This is a genomic window from Geobacillus sp. YF-1 (genome assembly GCF_052692335.1).
This window is the reverse complement of record NZ_CP199850.1, coordinates 431,442-447,360: the sequence shown is the minus strand read 5'-3', so window position 1 is coordinate 447,360 and position 15,919 is coordinate 431,442. Positions and strand designations below refer to the sequence as shown.

Annotated in this window: 14 protein-coding genes; 9 read left to right on the top strand and 5 right to left on the bottom strand. The window is 56.1% G+C overall.

Going from position 1 to position 15,919, the window contains the following annotated elements:
- Nucleotides 1–13: 13 nt before the first annotated feature.
- From ACTVIM_RS02180 to hutP, 3 genes are all read right to left on the bottom strand, one after another.
- Entirely contained in the window at nt 14–700 is a 687-nt protein-coding gene (locus ACTVIM_RS02180; RefSeq protein ID WP_445613505.1) for a TerC family protein, read from the bottom strand.
- Nucleotides 701–1,237: 537 nt separating this feature from the next.
- On the bottom strand, nt 1,238–2,752 hold the full coding sequence (hutH, locus tag ACTVIM_RS02175; RefSeq protein WP_445613504.1) for a histidine ammonia-lyase: 1,515 nt from the start codon (nt 2,750–2,752) through the stop codon (nt 1,238–1,240).
- Between the two features lie 105 nt (nt 2,753–2,857).
- Nucleotides 2,858–3,307 carry a hut operon transcriptional regulator HutP gene (gene hutP, locus ACTVIM_RS02170; RefSeq protein ID WP_445613503.1) on the bottom strand — a complete coding sequence of 150 codons (450 nt, stop codon included), beginning with the start codon at nt 3,305–3,307 and terminating at the stop codon, nt 2,858–2,860.
- 288 nt (nt 3,308–3,595) lie between these two features.
- Here hutP and ACTVIM_RS02165 point away from each other — a divergent pair, with 288 nt between their 5' ends.
- The 9 genes from ACTVIM_RS02165 (at nt 3,596) to ACTVIM_RS02125 (ending at nt 12,695) form a co-directional block, all read left to right on the top strand.
- A complete protein-coding gene (locus ACTVIM_RS02165) occupies nt 3,596–4,441 on the top strand; it encodes an SPFH domain-containing protein (protein ID WP_445613502.1) in 846 nt (281 codons plus the stop codon).
- A gap of 15 nt (nt 4,442–4,456) precedes the next feature.
- Nucleotides 4,457–4,633 carry a hypothetical protein gene (locus ACTVIM_RS02160; protein WP_033018480.1) on the top strand — a complete coding sequence of 59 codons (177 nt, stop codon included), beginning with the start codon at nt 4,457–4,459 and terminating at the stop codon, nt 4,631–4,633.
- 203 nt (nt 4,634–4,836) lie between these two features.
- Nucleotides 4,837–5,868 (top strand): XdhC family protein, encoded by a 1,032-nt coding sequence (locus ACTVIM_RS02155; RefSeq protein ID WP_445613501.1) that lies wholly within the window; start codon nt 4,837–4,839, stop codon nt 5,866–5,868.
- The gene (gene pucB / locus ACTVIM_RS02150; RefSeq protein ID WP_445613500.1) at nt 5,865–6,518 is read left to right on the top strand and encodes a xanthine dehydrogenase accessory protein PucB; all 654 of its coding nucleotides are present in this window, start codon (nt 5,865–5,867) and stop codon (nt 6,516–6,518) included. Before ACTVIM_RS02155 ends, pucB begins: the two co-directional genes overlap by 4 nt.
- Complete coding sequence (locus ACTVIM_RS02145) at nt 6,490–8,817, top strand: xanthine dehydrogenase family protein molybdopterin-binding subunit (RefSeq protein WP_445613499.1); 2,328 nt, start codon at nt 6,490–6,492, stop codon at nt 8,815–8,817. The genes pucB and ACTVIM_RS02145 overlap by 29 nt, the downstream gene beginning before the upstream one ends.
- Nucleotides 8,804–9,640, top strand: a complete 837-nt coding sequence (locus tag ACTVIM_RS02140; protein ID WP_445613498.1) for an FAD binding domain-containing protein — start codon at nt 8,804–8,806, stop codon at nt 9,638–9,640. The genes ACTVIM_RS02145 and ACTVIM_RS02140 overlap by 14 nt, the downstream gene beginning before the upstream one ends.
- 402 nt (nt 9,641–10,042) lie before the next feature.
- Nucleotides 10,043–10,525 (top strand): (2Fe-2S)-binding protein, encoded by a 483-nt coding sequence (locus tag ACTVIM_RS02135; protein ID WP_445613497.1) that lies wholly within the window; start codon nt 10,043–10,045, stop codon nt 10,523–10,525.
- Nucleotides 10,526–11,112: 587 nt separating this feature from the next.
- A complete protein-coding gene (locus ACTVIM_RS02130) occupies nt 11,113–11,538 on the top strand; it encodes a MerR family transcriptional regulator (protein ID WP_033018488.1) in 426 nt (141 codons plus the stop codon).
- A complete protein-coding gene (locus ACTVIM_RS02125) occupies nt 11,538–12,695 on the top strand; it encodes an MFS transporter (protein WP_033844631.1) in 1,158 nt (385 codons plus the stop codon). Before ACTVIM_RS02130 ends, ACTVIM_RS02125 begins: the two co-directional genes overlap by 1 nt.
- A 94-nt stretch (nt 12,696–12,789) precedes the next feature.
- Here ACTVIM_RS02125 and ACTVIM_RS02120 read toward each other — a convergent pair whose 3' ends face one another.
- On the bottom strand, nt 12,790–13,944 hold the full coding sequence (locus ACTVIM_RS02120; RefSeq protein ID WP_033018491.1) for a saccharopine dehydrogenase family protein: 1,155 nt from the start codon (nt 13,942–13,944) through the stop codon (nt 12,790–12,792).
- 414 nt (nt 13,945–14,358) lie between these two features.
- The gene (locus ACTVIM_RS02115; RefSeq protein WP_445613496.1) at nt 14,359–15,840 is read right to left on the bottom strand and encodes an aldehyde dehydrogenase family protein; all 1,482 of its coding nucleotides are present in this window, start codon (nt 15,838–15,840) and stop codon (nt 14,359–14,361) included.
- Nucleotides 15,841–15,919 lie beyond the last annotated feature (79 nt).

Below are 15,919 nucleotides of genomic sequence, written 5' to 3'. Positions count from 1 at the left end.
CACCTCCAGCCGCTCAAATCAACGTCCCTTCTTCACGCTCTGCTTTTTTATTCGTGATGTAGCCGGCAGCCAAAACAAAAATCGTCACACCGGCCGCGACGGCATAGACGAACGGGCCGCGCGAAAGATGAAGCAAATGGAGCACCCCTTCATCGCCAACGATCATCTTCCCGGCCGTCCACGCTAAAATGCCCGACCCAACGTACGCGACCCATCGGTGTTGTTCCATCACCCGGACGATCGCTTTGGAGCCGAAAATCATAATCGGGATGCTGATGGCTACCCCGAGCGCCAGCATGCCAAGATGCCCTTCGGCCGCCCCAGCGACAGCAACAACGTTATCAAGGCTCATCACCGCATCAGCAATGATAATCGTCATAATCGCCTTCAGCAACCGGTCTGATGATTGTACGTTCGCTTCCTCTTCCCGTTCAACAAGCACTTTATAGGCGATCCATACGAGCAGCAATCCGCCAACAAAGTGAACGAACGGAATGTTCAGCAAAAAGACGATGATGGCCGCAAACAAGATGCGAAGCAACACCGCCCCGGCCGTCCCCCAAAAAATCGCCTTGTTTTGCTGGTCTTTCGGCAGCCGCCGCGTCGCCATCGCAATGACGACCGCATTATCCCCCGACAAAATGATATCAATCGCGATAATTTTCCATAAGGCCAACAACGCCGCGGCCGAAATCGTCAACAGAAGCCACCCTTTCCCCTTTTTCTCTCTTTCTCATCTTACCGCAAATCTGCAAGGGGAACAACTTTGGGAGACTGGTGAAAAATGACTGATCTCGCCGAATGCGTTCAGTTGACAAAAGAGACGCTGATGCGCCAAAGTTTCTCAGCTTGAGAAGGGGCGCTTTTCACCGCTTTTTCATGACATTCTTCGACCCGCTCACCAATGCCCTCGGCCTAACGAGAAAACAACTGAAAGGAAAGACGGGCAAATTTTGCAAAAAGAATGAAGGGACAAGCTATATTCACCGAGGGCCTCTTCCCGATCTCTATCGGAACAAGGCGGTTCAAAATCGATCTATATAAGTGGCAATTTTGTTTTCCATGGCATTGCTCGCTCTTCTTGTCACCTTGCCAGCTTGTCAAGTGATAAAGATGGGACATGGAGAGCGGAAATTCTTTATAGATGCGTTTGACCGAGTGTTACATGTTATCTATGATTTTTTAACATAATTTCGAAAGAAGTCTCCCACTTCAAGCAAAGCGAAGTGGAGGTAGTTCACACGTTCGCTCCACTGTTCGAACAGCTGCTGACCGCCCGCCGCTTCAGCCAAGCATCCATGGCCTCAATATCGCGGGAAAACACGCGGTCCGCCACAATGGAAGGAACGATGCGGCGCGCCTCGTGGTAAAACTGCCTCGTTGACGCAGCCAGTCGCTCGATGCCGCGCGCTTCGACAGCCTGCAACGCGCAAATGAGCTCAATCGCCAACACCTTTCTTGCGTTTTGCACGATCATGTACGCATGGCGGGCGGCGGTCGTCCCCATGCTGACATGATCTTCTTGGTTGGCCGATGACGGAATGGAATCGACGCTGGCGGGATGAGCGAGCGTCTTGTTTTCCGATACGAGCGAAGCCGCGACGTATTGCATAATCATCGCCCCCGACTGCAAACCGGGCTGCGGGCTTAAAAACGGTGGCAAGCCTTCATTAAGCTGCGGGTTGACGAGCCGCTCGATGCGGCGCTCGCTCATGTTGGCCAGCTCCGCCACCGCGATTTTCAACAAATCCATGGCGATCGCTACCGGCTGGCCGTGAAAGTTGCCGCCGGAAAGAACGTCCCCGTTCGCAAAGATGAGCGGATTGTCGGTGGCGGCGTTCATTTCGATTTCGAGCGTTTCTTTCACATAGCGGAGCGCCCTGAGCGACGCCCCGTGCACTTGCGGAATGCAGCGGATCGAGTACGCATCTTGCACGCGCCGCTCCCCTTGCCTTGTGGTCAGCTGGCTTCCAGCGAGGTAACGGCGCATTCGTTCCGCCACCTCCGCCTGTTCCGGAAATCCGCGGGCTTCGTGGATGCGGGCGTCAAAGGCATCGGTCACGCCATAAAGCGCCTCGACCGTCAATGCGGCGATCCGCTCGCTGTCGTAAGCGAGCTGTTCCGCGGCTAAGCAAGCCAAAATTCCGACGGCCGTCATCGCCTGCGTCCCGTTAATGAGCGCCAACCCTTCCTTCTCTTTCAGGGAGAGCGGCGGAATTCCGGCTTGCGAAAGCGCTTGGGCGGCAGGCATCCGCCGGCCTTGATACATCACTTCCCCTTCGCCGACAAGCGCCAGCGCCACGTGAGCCAGCGGCGCCAAATCGCCGCTCGCGCCGAGGGAACCTTGCTGGGGCACGATCGGATGAATGCCGGCGTTCAAAAACGTAAGCAGCTGCTCAATGACCGCCGGCCGCACGCCGGAATACCCTTTTAACAAAGCATTCGCCCGCAACAGAAGCAGCGCCCGCACCACTTCCTCGGCAAACGGCTCGCCGACCGCACAGGCGTGTGAGCGGAGAAGATTGATTTGCAGCTGCTCAAGGTCGCTTCCTTCAATGCGCACATCAGCGAGTTTGCCAAAGCCCGTATTCACCCCATAGATCGTTCGTCCGCTCGCAATCGCTTGTTCCACTGCCGCGCGGCTTTTTCGAACCGCTTCCATGCTCTCTAAAGCGGCCTCCACTCGTTCCCTCCCATAAACGACGCGTCTTGCCTCGTCAAGCGTTAACGAATGCCCGTTCAACACGATCATCATTTCATCCCCTTTCGTTCATGTCCAAACACAAAAAGAGGCGCCCCTGCCGTTTCCAGCAAGATTCGCCTCCTCATGACTCATCGCTCTAGGCATTGATCGTTCCTATATATGATTGATGCCGAGCCCAACCGCCTCGTGCTCGAGCCCGCGCACCGGGGCCCCGATCGTCCCGTACAAGGCGACGGCGATCCACTCTCCTTCTTTTGGCCCTTCATACGGTGTGCCGCGCACGACGGCGAAACGAAGGCCGGCCGTTCTTAACAAATCTCCTAGCTCCATCTGCCCCCTCGTCACACCGTGCACCGCCTCTAAAATCGCATGATACAAGGCGTGCATATCGCGGTACAAGCCGCCGTCAACCACTCCATGCCGTTTCGCCGCCGTCTCGATCGCCGCGACGATTTTTTGCGGCTCCATCGCCCCGACGCGCCCTTGGCAATAGCGCCAGGCGAGCGACTCAAGCTGATGAAGGACCGGGCCTTCCTCCCCTTCGTCAAGCATCGCCAACAAAAGCGCCAAGCGGCCGATGCGCGCCGATTTTTCGTTTCCCATGCTCGATGCTCCCGTTTGTCTTTTTTTCTATTGTATGACAGTGGGAAATATGGAGTCAACCACTTCTTCCATATTTTAGCACGATGACTTGTTATCGGAATAAAGGCCTATGATCAGAAGGGATGGCAAGTGAGGTTGTTTCCCCCCCCCCGGTGGTTGATGGATGTTTCCTAACCGATCATAGGAAAGCAGCGAATGGCTGAAAACCACAATAAGACTCGATTTACATTTTATTGAATGTATGATATCATAAGAATATCAAATTAATATGAATTAGGGGGACAATCAATGAGGGAACAGAACGCTTGGTATCTCGATGGATTCATCGGTATCGGCGGCATCGCTATGCTTCTCATCGCCGGGGTTCTCCTCCTCGCCCAGCAATTGTTTTTGCCCGCCCTTTTGTTTTTCGTCATGGCTGTGCTGCTCGCGACCGGCATCACGATCGTCCAGCCGAATCAAGCAAAAGTGCTCACCTTTTTCGGCCGCTATTTCGGTACGATCCGCGACAGCGGGTTGTTTCTCACTGTACCGCTCACACTGCGGACGAACGTGTCACTGCGCGTGCGCAACTTCACGAGCAACAAACTAAAGGTCAATGACACTCAAGGCAACCCGATCGAAATCGCCGCTGTAGTTGTCTTCCGGGTGATTGACTCCGCGAAAGCGGTATTTGACGTCGATGATTACGAACAGTTTGTCGAGATTCAAAGTGAAGCGGCGATCCGCCATGTCGCGACCAAATATCCATACGACACGTTTGAAGACGACAACGAAATTACGTTGCGCGGCAACGCCGATATTATTTCCGATGTGCTTGCTGCGGAACTGCAAGAGCGGCTGCGCGTCGCCGGGGTCGAAGTGATCGAAGCGCGCCTCACCCATTTGGCGTACTCGCCGGAAATTGCGGGCGCCATGCTCCAACGCCAACAAGCGGCCGCCATTTTGGCGGCGCGGAAAAAGATCGTCCAAGGAGCGGTTTCCATGGCGCAAATGGCAATTGAACAGCTTGACAAAGAAAACATTTTAGAGTTAGATGATGAACGGAAAGCGGCGATGGTCAACAACTTGATGGTGGCGATCGTCTCCGAACGAGCCACCCAGCCAGTGATCAACACGGGCAGTCTATATTAACGGTTGTGGAGTGCGATGACAAAGAAAAAACCATTCCCTTTGCGCATTGACTATGAGTTGTATGCCGTCTTGGAACAGTGGGCGCAAGAGGAATTCCGCAGCGTCAACAGCCATATCGAGTATTTGCTGCGGGAAGCCGCCAAGCGGGCCGGACGACTCGGAAAAGGAAAAACGGATCAAAAAAGAAGCTAGCTGGCAACAGCTGGCTTCTTTGTTTTTCAGTCATGGGCATTTGTTACAGAAATATAATGATAGCAGAGCTCTTTTTAAAAAAAGGGACGACCCGATGCCGCACCCGCTGCCGCCGCTTACGGCCATTATGAAAGTTTATTGATCGTCCCGCCGCGCTTGCAACAGCGGAGCCACCTTTTTCGCCACGCGGAAGGAGGATAAGCATGGAAAGCTACTATACTGTGCTCGAAGCGATCGCCGGCGCTCCAAGCGATGGCGTGGTAGCCATCATCATGGACGTTGAAGGCTCGGCCTATCAAAAAGAAGGGACGTGCATGTGGATTGACGCAAATGGAGAAACGGTTGGGCTGCTGAGCGGCGGATGCCTTGAAGAAGCGGTGGCGGCCCACGCCCGTGACGTATTGGCGAGCCGCCAAGCAGCTGCTGTTTCGTTCGATTTGCGGACCGAGGACGATTGGTCTTGGGGGCAAGGCGCTGGCTGCAACGGACTCATCCGCGTTTGGCTTGAGCCGGTGACAGAGGACACAAAATCGGTCTGGCTGGCGCTCAAACGCTGCCTTGACCGCGGCGAACATGTGCTGATGGCGCGAAGCATCGCTCATCCTAAGGAACCGCCGTTTTTCCAAAGCGAAACAGGGGAGCGCTTCGGCGGCTATGCGTCGCCGCCGAGGCCGGAATGGCTCAACACGCTGCATAGCACCCCGTTTTTCCGCGGCCGAAACGGGGTGCAGGAAACGGATGACGGCGCGTTTTACATCCAACATTTTTGGCCGAAACCGCGCCTCGTCATTTTCGGTGCCGGCCCGGACGCCCCGCCGCTCGTGTCGGCGGCCAAAGCCGCCGGGTTTTCCGTCACCGTCAGCGACTGGCGCCCGGCGTTTTGTCAGCCATCGCACATCCCGGACGCCGATGCTTGGGTTCTCGGCTTTCCGCATGAAACGGTGCCGATGCTGCACCTTACTGAACGCGACTTTGTCATTATGATGACCCACCAGTTCGAGCGCGACCGGGAACTCGTTTCCTTGTTAGCCGACAAGCCGCTCGCTTATCTTGGCGTGCTTGGACCGCGGCGGCGCACGGATCGCCTTTTTCCTTCCGGCTCGGCTCCGCCGTTTGTCCGTTCACCGGTCGGACTGCCGATCGGTGCGCGCAGCTCACAGGAAATCGCCATTAGCATAGTTGCCGAGCTGATCAGCGTTCTTCGCGGGCGGACGCCGCTGGAGGCCTCCCGATGAACAAGGGCGCCATCGCCGCCGTTTATTTAGCGGCCGGGCAAAGCCGGCGGATGGGGACCGATAAACGCGCCTTACCTTGGGGAGACGGGACGCTCGGGGCAGCCGGGCTCAAGGCGGCGCTTCGTTCCTCCCTCTCGCCCGTCATCGTGGTCGTGCCGCCCAATGACGCGCTCGCCTGGCTTCCTGACGCGCTACTTCGCCATGACAAATGCCGCCTTGTCTGCTGCGCCGCCTGTCACCGCGGACAGGCGCACTCTCTCGCCTGCGGCTTGCGAGCAGCGATGGCAGAAGAGGCGGACGCCGCCGCCGTATTATTGGCCGATCAGCCGTTCGTAACAGCGGAAACGATCGATGCTCTCGCCGCTCTTTATCGTCGCCATCGCCCGGATTACCTCGCCTTTTCCCGCTCGGGCACGCCGATGCCCCCGGTCATCTGGGGAAAACGGACGTTTCCTTCCCTGCTGGCGCTTGAAGGGGATGCAGGCGGACGGCAGCTGTTTCACGATCCGCATTGGCGCGGTCTCTTCTGCGAAGGAGACAAGTGGATCGGCATGGACATCGACACCTATAGCGACTATGAACGCGCGGTCATGGAACAAAAACGAAAGGAGGAGTCCTTCCATGGCTGTTGGGAAAAGTGTGATCCGTAAAGAGGCGCAGGATAAGGTGACCGGGCGCGCCAAGTACACAAACGATTTCAAACAGCCGGGAATGCTGCACGCCGCCTTGGTGACAAGCCCATACGCCCACGCGCGCATCACCTCCATCGCGACAAGCGCCGCGCTTGCCGCCCCCGGCGTCCGCGCCGTCCTGACCGGCGAAGGGCTGCCGCTCACCGGTGAAGACATGCGCGACCGCCCGCCGATCGCTGCTGATAAAGTGCGCTACTTTGGCGAGGTCGTCGCCGTCGTCGTCGCCGATACGCTCGCCCAGGCCGAACAAGCCGCCCGCCTCGTCCGCGTCGCTTACGAACCACTGCCAGCGGTCGGCTCGCCGCGCGAGGCGCTGAAAGAAGGGGCTCCGCTATTGCATGAACATCTCGACCGCTACGAAAAAAACAAAACGACTCATCCTGAACCAGGAACTAACATCGCCCACCGGACGAAAATCCGAAAAGGCAACATCGAACAAGGCTTTGCCGAAAGCGATGTCATCATCGAAACGAGCGTCTCTTTCAACCCGTCCGACCACGTAGCGATGGAGACGCGCTGCGCTACAGCGGAAATTGGACCGGACGGCACGATCCGTATCACCGCCTCGTCACAGTCGCCCTTTATGATCAAAAAGCTGCTCCACACCTATTTTGGAGAAGACACAGGCAAGATCATCGTCCACACGCCGCTTGTCGGCGGCGCTTACGGAGGCAAAGCTCCGGTGCAGCTCGAACTGCTCGCCTACCTCGCCGCGAAGGCGGTCGGCGGCCGGAAAGTGAGCGTTTGGAACAGCCGCGAACATGACATGGTCACCTCGCCCGTCCATATCGGATTGGAGGCAACGGTCAAAATCGGCGCGACAAACGACGGCGTTTTCAAAGCGATGGAAATTCTCTTTTTGTTTGACGGCGGCGCTTATTCCGATAAGGCAATTGACGTCAGCCGCGCCGCGGCCGTCGATTGCACCGGCCCGTACCATGTCGAACACGTCTGGTGCGACTCGCTCTGCGTCTATACGAACCGGCCGTATGCGACGCCGTTCCGCAGTTTCGGCCATTGCGAGCAGTCGTTTGCTGTGGAGCGTGCTATTGACGAATTGGCAAAAGCGCTGCGGCTTGACCCGTGGGACGTGCGGCGCAAAAACGTCATCCGCCCGGGGCATACGACCCCGACGCAAGTGCGGCTCACGAAAAGCAATGTCGGGGATATGGCGGCCTGCCTTGACCGATTGCGCGAACTGATGCGCTGGGACGAGTGGCAACGCGTCGAGCTTGACGCCTATACTGTGCGGGCCAAAGGCATCAGCGGCGGTTGGAAAACGTCCACGATTGACACTGACGCGAGTTCCGGCGTCATTTTAACGTTCAATTCAGACGGCAGCGTCAACCTCATTTCCGGCGTCGTCGAAATCGGCACAGGCACGAAAACGGTGCTCGCGCAAATCGTCGCCGAACGGCTGAACATGAACGTGGACGATGTTCATGTCAAAATGGACATCGATACGCAAACGACGCCGGAACATTGGAAAACGGTCGCCAGCCGCGGAACGTTTATGGCCGGGCGCGCGGCTTTGGCCGCCGCCGATGACGCCATCCGCCAGCTGAAAGAGATCGCCGCCTGCGTACTGCGAGCCTCACCCGCCGATTTGGAAGTCGGCTTCGGGCGCGTCTTTTTGCGCGACGACCCGGCCATTTTCATCCCAGTAAAAGACATTGCCTACGGCTACAAATTTCCCAACGGCAACGCCATCGGCGGACAAGTGATCGGGCGCGGCCACTATATTTTGCGCCACTTGACCCCGCTTGATCCGGAAACTGGCGCCGGAAAACCGGGGCCGGAATGGGGTGTATGCGCCGAAGGAGTCGAAGTGGAGTTCAACCGCCGCGACTACACGTACCGCGTTGTAAAAGCGTACGCGGTCATCGATGCCGGCAAGGTGCTCAACCCGAAAGCGGCGCTTGGCCAGGCGATGGGGGCGATGAGCATGGGGCTGAGTTTGGCCAGCCGTGAAGGGTTTCTTTTTGATCAAGCCCAACGTGTCTTAAACCCGCAGCTGCGCACGTACCGGCTGATCCGCTTTGGCGAACATCCAGAATACATCGTTGAGTTTGTCGAAACGCCGCAAATCGATGCTCCGTACGGTGCGCGCGGCATCGGCGAACACGGCTTGATCGGCATGCCCGCCGCTTTGGCAAACGCCTTATCGCTTGCCGCTGGTGTGCCGCTTAACGAACTGCCGCTCGTTCCCGAACTCATTTGGCGGAAACAGAAAGGAGACGGCTATGGTTCCCTTTGATTTTGCCTACTATCGGCCACAGTCGATCGCTGAAGCGACGGCGCTGTTTCTCGAACTGGAACAACAAGGAAAACAGCCGCTCTATTACAGCGGGGGCACCGAGATCCTCACCCTATCGCGCCTCGGCTTCGTTTCTACCGCCGCTGTCATTGATATTAAGGAGATTCCCGAATGCCGGGTGCTTGACGCCGACGGGGATCCTCTCGTGCTCGGGGCGGCGCTGGCGCTCACCGTGCTCGAAGAAACGAATCCGTTCCCTTTGTTGACAAAGGTGGCCAAAGAAATCGCCGATCGGACGGCGCGCAACCAAATTACACTCGGCGGCAACTTATGTGGGCAAATTTTTTATCGTGAAGCAGCGACTGCGCTGCTCGTTGCAGAAGCAGACATCGTCATCGCCGGGCCAGCCGGCGTCCGTCAAGCCCGCATCAATGATTTATTTCATCAACAGCTGCAGCTGGGCCGCGGTGAGTTTGTCGTCCAGTTCAAGGTTGACCGCGCCACCGCCACCCTGCCCCATTTCCATCGCAAGCGCCGCAAACAAGGTGAAGTCGGCTACCCGCTGGTGACGATTGCAGCGCTGAAACAAGACGAGGCCGTTCGTGTCGCTTTGAGCGGCATCTGCCCGTTTCCGTTTCGCTCGGCTGACGTCGAGGCGCACCTCAACGACCGGAACCGCCCGATTGGCGAACGGATCCAAGCGGCAATCGCCGCCTTCCCGCGCCCGATTTTGCATGATATTGAAGGATCGGCAGACTACCGTCTGTTTGTCGCCGCCCAACTGTTGGAAGATGCGCTTCGCGAGTTAGGGAAATCCATCTAGGAGGGCGGTGAAAAACATTGGTTTCCTTTGGTCGATGAATAAAAGTGTGCAGTGTTGCAAGGCTTTTCTATTTGAGAAACGATGCCAGGAAGCGGTATACACGATATAATCACCGGTCTCCGAGGAGAGCGGTGAAAAATCGTTGTTTGCCTTGATCGATGATGGAATGCTTGAACATAGAATCTGATGCAACCAGTTTTTCTACTTGGATTCTGAGAAGCGTTTGTGCGAGTAAATCACCGGCCCCCTAGGAGGGCGGTGAAAAACGGCTGATTCCCTTGCTCAATGCGGGGGCGAAAAGCAGAGGCGATGCAACAAGGGGTTTCTCATTGAAAAATGACAGTCTAAAGCCGTATTTCCGATGAAATCACCAGCCTCTTAGGCGGGAGGTGCACATGCACGATGGAAGAACTGACAAAACGGGAGCTTGTGTTGCACATTAACGGCGAGCAACGAACCGTCGTCGTCCGCCAAGCGGAGACGCTGCTGTTTGTTTTGCGCGATCACCTCGGGCTGACCGGCGCCAAACCGGGGTGTCTAAACGGGGACTGCGGCGCCTGCACCGTCCTCGTCAACGGCACGCCGATCAAATCATGCATGATGCTGGCGATCGAAACGGTCGGCAAACCGATCACGACGATCGAAGGGCTCGATGATGCTCCTATACAGCACGCTTTCGTCCGCCACTTCGCTTTTCAGTGCGGCTACTGCACGCCGGGTTTCATCATGAACGCTCAAGCGCTCATCGACCGGCATCCGGACGCCGATGACGCGATGATTCAAGAATGGCTCGAGTCGAACATTTGCCGCTGCACGAGCTATCAAGAAATTGAAGCGGCGGTCAAAGAAGTGCTCAAAGCCAGCAAAACGAGCGTGACGCGCTAGCGCCATTTCCAGCTGACATCGCCCCAAGCAGCCGGCGGCACAAAGAGTCGGCCAAGAACGCTCAGCCATCGTAGAAGCGGTTATCGGCGGAGGCTGGCCCCGAAAGTCGTTTGCCTTGATAGAAGGCCGGTAAAAAATCGCTGTTTACCGATGGAACGCGCGAACATAAAGGCCGGTGAAAAACCGCTGTCACACACGAATCAGCGGCATGTTCATTCAGAAAAGAAAACTGGTTCTGCAAGGTTTCTCAAATTGAGAAACGAATGGAATGAGCAGTATTTTGCACGAAATCACCAACCTTATAGAGTCCGATGCAACAAGTTTTTCTACTTGAGAAATGATTCCGGGAAGCGGTTGCCCGAGTCAATCTCCAACCTCATACATTCCGTGTACAATCATCGCATATCGGTTAAAAGAGGGTGTCCCGTTCTTTCGGCGACACCCTCTTATTGATTTGTACAGCCGCGAAAACCACGGTTTTTCCCTCCCATTCCAAAGTCCTATTGACAAAAATATAACGTTCACGTTAATGTTATATTTGTGAAAAACGCGGTTGGTCATGATGCAACGAAAGCGAGGGCCCCATCATGAAACGATTGAAAATTGACGACGTCGCCAAAGCAACCGGCTTGACGAAACGCACGATTCGCTATTACGAAGAAATTGGTTTGATCAAACCGCCAGCGCGGAGCGACGGCGGTACGCGCCTTTATACCGAGGAGGAGATCGAACAGCTGAAACAAATTATCGCCGCTCGCGAAGTGCTTGGCTTTTCCCTTCAGGAGCTCCAACACTTTTTATCCTTAAAAGAAAAAATCGCTGCGCACCGGGCCGAACTCCTTCAGACTGCCGATCATGAAAAACGGCGCGAACTCGAACAAATCGCTGCCGGACTGCGCCAACAAATCGCCATGCTGGACGAAAAGATGAAGAAAATGGAAACACTCAAACAAGAGTTGAAACAAATGGAACAGCGAGTCAACACGATTTTGCAGGAAGGGAGAGAAGAATAATGGACGAAGGAAGACAAACACGGGCGCGGTGGATCACCGTTGCCGCTGCATTTTTGGCGTTTATGGGCATCGGAGTGGTCGATCCGATTTTACCGGTCATTGCCGAAAGCATCGGCGCAACCCACTGGCAAGTGGAAATGCTGTTTACCGCCTACATTTTTACGATGGCCGTCATGATGATTCCGGTTGGTCTCATCGTCAGCCGCGTCGGCGATAAACAAATGATGGTGATCGGACTTGGCCTTGTCACGATGTTCTCATTATTGTGCGGCTTTGCGGCGAACATCCCCCAATTATCCCTCTTCCGCGCCGGGTGGGGGCTTGGCAATGCGACATTTTTTGCGACCGCCATGACCTTGTTGATCGCCTTAACACCGCAGGCGAGCACGGCTGTCGGCTTGTATGAGGCGGCGATCGGCCTCGGGATGGCCGGCGGTCCGCTCATCGGCGGGCTGCTTGGCCAACATTCATGGCGCTACCCGTTTCTCGGCACGAGCGTGCTCATTTTTATCGCCTTTTTGCTTGTCGCCTTGTTTGTGTACGATCCGAATAAAGGAAAACCAAAAAAGGCGGCCGGGTGGCAAGAAATGCGGCGTCTGCTCGCTTTTCCGCCGTTTTTGAAAGGAGCGGTAGGCGGTATGCTTTACTATTACGGCTTTTTCGTTGTTCTAGCGTATTCGCCGCTTATCATTCACTTATCCGCCATTCAAATCGGCCTCGTCTTCTTCGGCTGGGGGCTTTGCCTCGCCTACGGTTCGGCGGTGCTGGCTCATCGGCTGGAGGAAAGACATGAACCGAAACATCTACTGCCGTACAGCTTATTGCTGTTTGCGGTGTTGCTGCTGCTGTTGGCCGTCGCCCAACCAACGTGGCTGACGATCGTCTTGATCATTTTGTCAGGGCTTGTATCCGGCGTAAACAACGCCTTGTTCACAAGCTACGTAATGGAAAGTTCGCCGTACGAACGTGGCGTCACTTCCGGCATGTACAACTTCGTCCGCTGGATGGGGGCGGCCATCGCCCCCGTGCTGTCCGGCGTCATCGGCCACGCTTTGTCCGTCAAAGCCCCGTTTATGGTCGCCATGGCGCTGGCGCTGGCCGCCTTTCTTTTCCTAGCTTGGCGCAAAGGCGAGCCGTCGGAAACGAAAGCCGCCTAACCGCCGCGCATAGCGGCGCGATCAGCACCGCCACCCCACCCCCGTTTCGCAGCTGAAAACGGGGTGGGGTGGTTTTCGTTTGGTGCGTTCTTCTCTAGCGATCTGTTTTCTTCTCGCGAATCATCACTCCGCGCCGCTTCATCTCCTCAATATACACATCCCCTGGAACGATTTGTTCAGGCGGATAGACGCCGCGCTTTTGGATGATGCCGCGGCCGATCAGTTGGGCGACAGCGGAAATCGTGTACGCTGTCGTCCGCGCCATCGCCGTCACGTTGTTTTCGCGGTCGTTGAATGTCACCGTCTCATATTCGAGCACCGTTTCCTTTCCTTCTTTCCGCCCGCCAACGATCACCCGAAGCAAGACGACATCGTCTTTCCCTTTTAAATCAAGAAGCGGCGTCAAGACGGCCAGCAGCACGTCGCGCGGCTTGATTGGGCGCCCGCCGATCTCCACTTCAAAATCGTTGCGCGTCAAGTTCAAGTCAACGAGGAGTTTGAATTTTTCCGCGTGGCCGCGATAGCGGATCGTTTTATACTCAAGCCGCTTCAAGTTCGGAAACGAGCGCGACAGCGTCGATGTTCCTCCTGAAGTATGAAACGCTTCAAGCGGCCCAAACCGTTCAAAATAAATCGGCTCGATCTCTGAAAGGGACGGAACTTCCTGCACCTTGCCGTCGCGGATGATCAAAGACGGATCGGTGTAATGATCAAGAAGCCCTTCCAACGAAAACACATGGTTGTACTCGAGCGGTGGATCGGGATGGACGGGAATGCCGCCGACATACAGCTGAATCGATTCGACTTCATCGAGTTGGCTCGCTCCATAGCCGGACAAAATATTAATCATGCCGGGAGCGACACCTAGGTCAGGAATGATCGTCACCCCCGCTGCCTGGGCTTGATCATGGAGCTCCAACACGCGGTCAGTAATATGGCCGATATGCCCCCCTAAATCGACCGAGTGAACACCGGAGGCGATCGCTGTTTTCGCCACGGTTTCATTAAACCGATAAAACAGCGCATTGACCACCACATCATGCTTTTTCATCAAAGCGGACAGCTGTTGCTGATCGCCAGCATCCGCTTGTACTGCCGAAAGTTTTTCCGATTGGAGTTGCCGCGCGGCTCGCTCCGCTTTCGTTCGATCGACATCCGCCAAGGTGACGGCTTCCACCGCTTCGCTTTGCACTAAATCACGCGCTGCTTCCTTTCCCATCAACCCTGCGCCAAGCACGAGCACTTTCATCGTTTCTCCCTCCTGTCACCGATTGTTGATCATGCGCTCGCGTTCTAGAAGGCTGGTGATTTCGTGCAAAATACCGCTGAGTTCCACCCATTTCTCAATGAGAGAAACCTCGCAGAATCAGCTTTCTTTTTGGAATGAAAATGCCTCCGATTGGTGTGTGACATCGGTTTTTCACCGACCTTCTAGGAGGCTGGTGATTTACTCGCGGATACGGCTTTACAATGTTATTTCTCATCTCGAAAAACCTTGTTACATCGGGTCCTGTTTTTGCTCATTCCCCCATTAATGAAAGGAATCAGCGGTTTTCACCGGCCTTCTAGACGCTCTTCCCTTTTGCCGCAGATGCCCTTCCTTTGGCTACCCGTCCTCCCCGTCGGCCGCCGTTTTTCCGTTCCGCGCCGAGGGCAGCCCGGTTCAGTCAGCCGTATCAATTTGCGCCCGCTGCAGTCTGCCGCTGAAATCGACATAAATGCTCCGCCACTCGGTGAACACGTCAAGCGCGGCGACGCCGGAGTCGCGATGACCGTTGCCCGTCCCTTTCGTACCGCCAAACGGCAAATGAATCTCCGCACCCGTGGTGCCGGCGTTGACGTACACAATGCCGGTGTCCAAATCGCGCATGGCCCGAAACACGTTATTGACATCGCGCGTGAAAATCGCGCTTGACAGCCCATAATCGACGCTGTTGTTGACCTCGATCGCTTCGTCCAAACTGCGGACGGAAAGGATCGACACGACCGGGCCGAAAATTTCTTCGCGGGCGATGCGCATCTTCGGCGTGACATCGGTGAAAATCGTCGGTGCGTAGTAGAAGCCGCGCGCATAGTCGCCTTCACGCAATATATAGCCGCCCACAAGCAGCTTCGCCCCTTCTTCTACGCCAATGCGCACGTAGCGGTCGATTTTTTGCAGCGCTTCTTCATGGATGACCGGCCCTACCTTGACCGTTTCATCGAGCCCGTTGCCGATTTTCAATGTTTTCACGGCTTCAAGCAGACGCCGCTCAAGCTCCTGTTTCACCCGCTCATGGACAATGACCCGGCTGCACGCGGTGCACCGCTGCCTCGAGGTGCCAAAGGCGCTCCAAATAATGCCGTCGACCGCTAGCGACAAGTCGGCGTCATCCATGACGATCACCGCGTTTTTCCCGCCCATTTCAAGCGAAACTTTTTTCAACAGCCGTCCGCATGTTTCCGCAATCATCCGCCCGACTTCATTCGACCCGGTAAACGAGATGACCTTGACATCCGGATGTTCGACGAGCGCATTGCCAGCTGTCGGCCCGTCGCCATGGACGACATGAAACACTCCCGGCGGCAAACCCGCTTCTGCAAAAATGCGCGCCAACTCCTGCGCCATAATTGGCGTTTCCAGCGCCGGCTTCCACACGACCGCATTGCCGGCCACAAGGGCAGGGAACGACTTCCAAGTAGCGATCGCGATTGGGAAATTCCACGGCGTGATGATACCGACTACCCCGACTGGCACCCGAACGCTCATGGCGAATTTATCTTTCAACTCCGATGGCGTCGTGTCGCCGAACAACCGCCGCCCTTCCCCCGCCATGTAAAACGCCATATCGATGCCTTCTTGCACTTCGCCGCGCGCTTCCTCAATCACTTTGCCCATTTCCATCGTCAACAGCCGAGCCAGCGCCTCTTTCCGCTCTTGAAGCAGCGTCCCGACTCGATACAAAATTTCCGCGCGTTTCGGCGCCGGCACGAGCGCCCATCGTTTTTGCGCTTCCTTGGCTGCCTGAACCGCCTCATCGATATCTTGGACCCCTGACATCGGCGCCTTGGCGATGGTTTCCCCTGTCGCTGGATTGATCACCGGCGCCCACCGCCCAGTGCTCGGTTCTTTCCATTTTCCATTGATATAGTTTTGAATGTTCATCGCCTACTCCCCCCATTTTCGCGCAATGGAATGATGGAGCCGGATCGCGGCATTTCCCGGCTCCGTGGCCGGGAGCACC

Coding starts and splice junctions, on each gene's coding strand:
- hutH (WP_445613504.1), bottom strand. CDS start 2,752: ATGATCGTGTTGAACGGGCATTCGTTAACGCTTGACGAGGCAAGACGC.
- hutP (WP_445613503.1), bottom strand. CDS start 3,307: ATGGGAAACGAAAAATCGGCGCGCATCGGCCGCTTGGCGCTTTTGTTG.
- ACTVIM_RS02165 (WP_445613502.1), top strand. CDS start 3,596: ATGAGGGAACAGAACGCTTGGTATCTCGATGGATTCATCGGTATCGGC.
- ACTVIM_RS02160 (WP_033018480.1), top strand. CDS start 4,457: ATGACAAAGAAAAAACCATTCCCTTTGCGCATTGACTATGAGTTGTAT.
- ACTVIM_RS02155 (WP_445613501.1), top strand. CDS start 4,837: ATGGAAAGCTACTATACTGTGCTCGAAGCGATCGCCGGCGCTCCAAGC.
- pucB (WP_445613500.1), top strand. CDS start 5,865: ATGAACAAGGGCGCCATCGCCGCCGTTTATTTAGCGGCCGGGCAAAGC.
- ACTVIM_RS02145 (WP_445613499.1), top strand. CDS start 6,490: ATGGCTGTTGGGAAAAGTGTGATCCGTAAAGAGGCGCAGGATAAGGTG.
- ACTVIM_RS02140 (WP_445613498.1), top strand. CDS start 8,804: ATGGTTCCCTTTGATTTTGCCTACTATCGGCCACAGTCGATCGCTGAA.
- ACTVIM_RS02135 (WP_445613497.1), top strand. CDS start 10,043: ATGGAAGAACTGACAAAACGGGAGCTTGTGTTGCACATTAACGGCGAG.
- ACTVIM_RS02130 (WP_033018488.1), top strand. CDS start 11,113: ATGAAACGATTGAAAATTGACGACGTCGCCAAAGCAACCGGCTTGACG.
- ACTVIM_RS02125 (WP_033844631.1), top strand. CDS start 11,538: ATGGACGAAGGAAGACAAACACGGGCGCGGTGGATCACCGTTGCCGCT.
- ACTVIM_RS02120 (WP_033018491.1), bottom strand. CDS start 13,944: ATGAAAGTGCTCGTGCTTGGCGCAGGGTTGATGGGAAAGGAAGCAGCG.
- ACTVIM_RS02115 (WP_445613496.1), bottom strand. CDS start 15,840: ATGAACATTCAAAACTATATCAATGGAAAATGGAAAGAACCGAGCACT.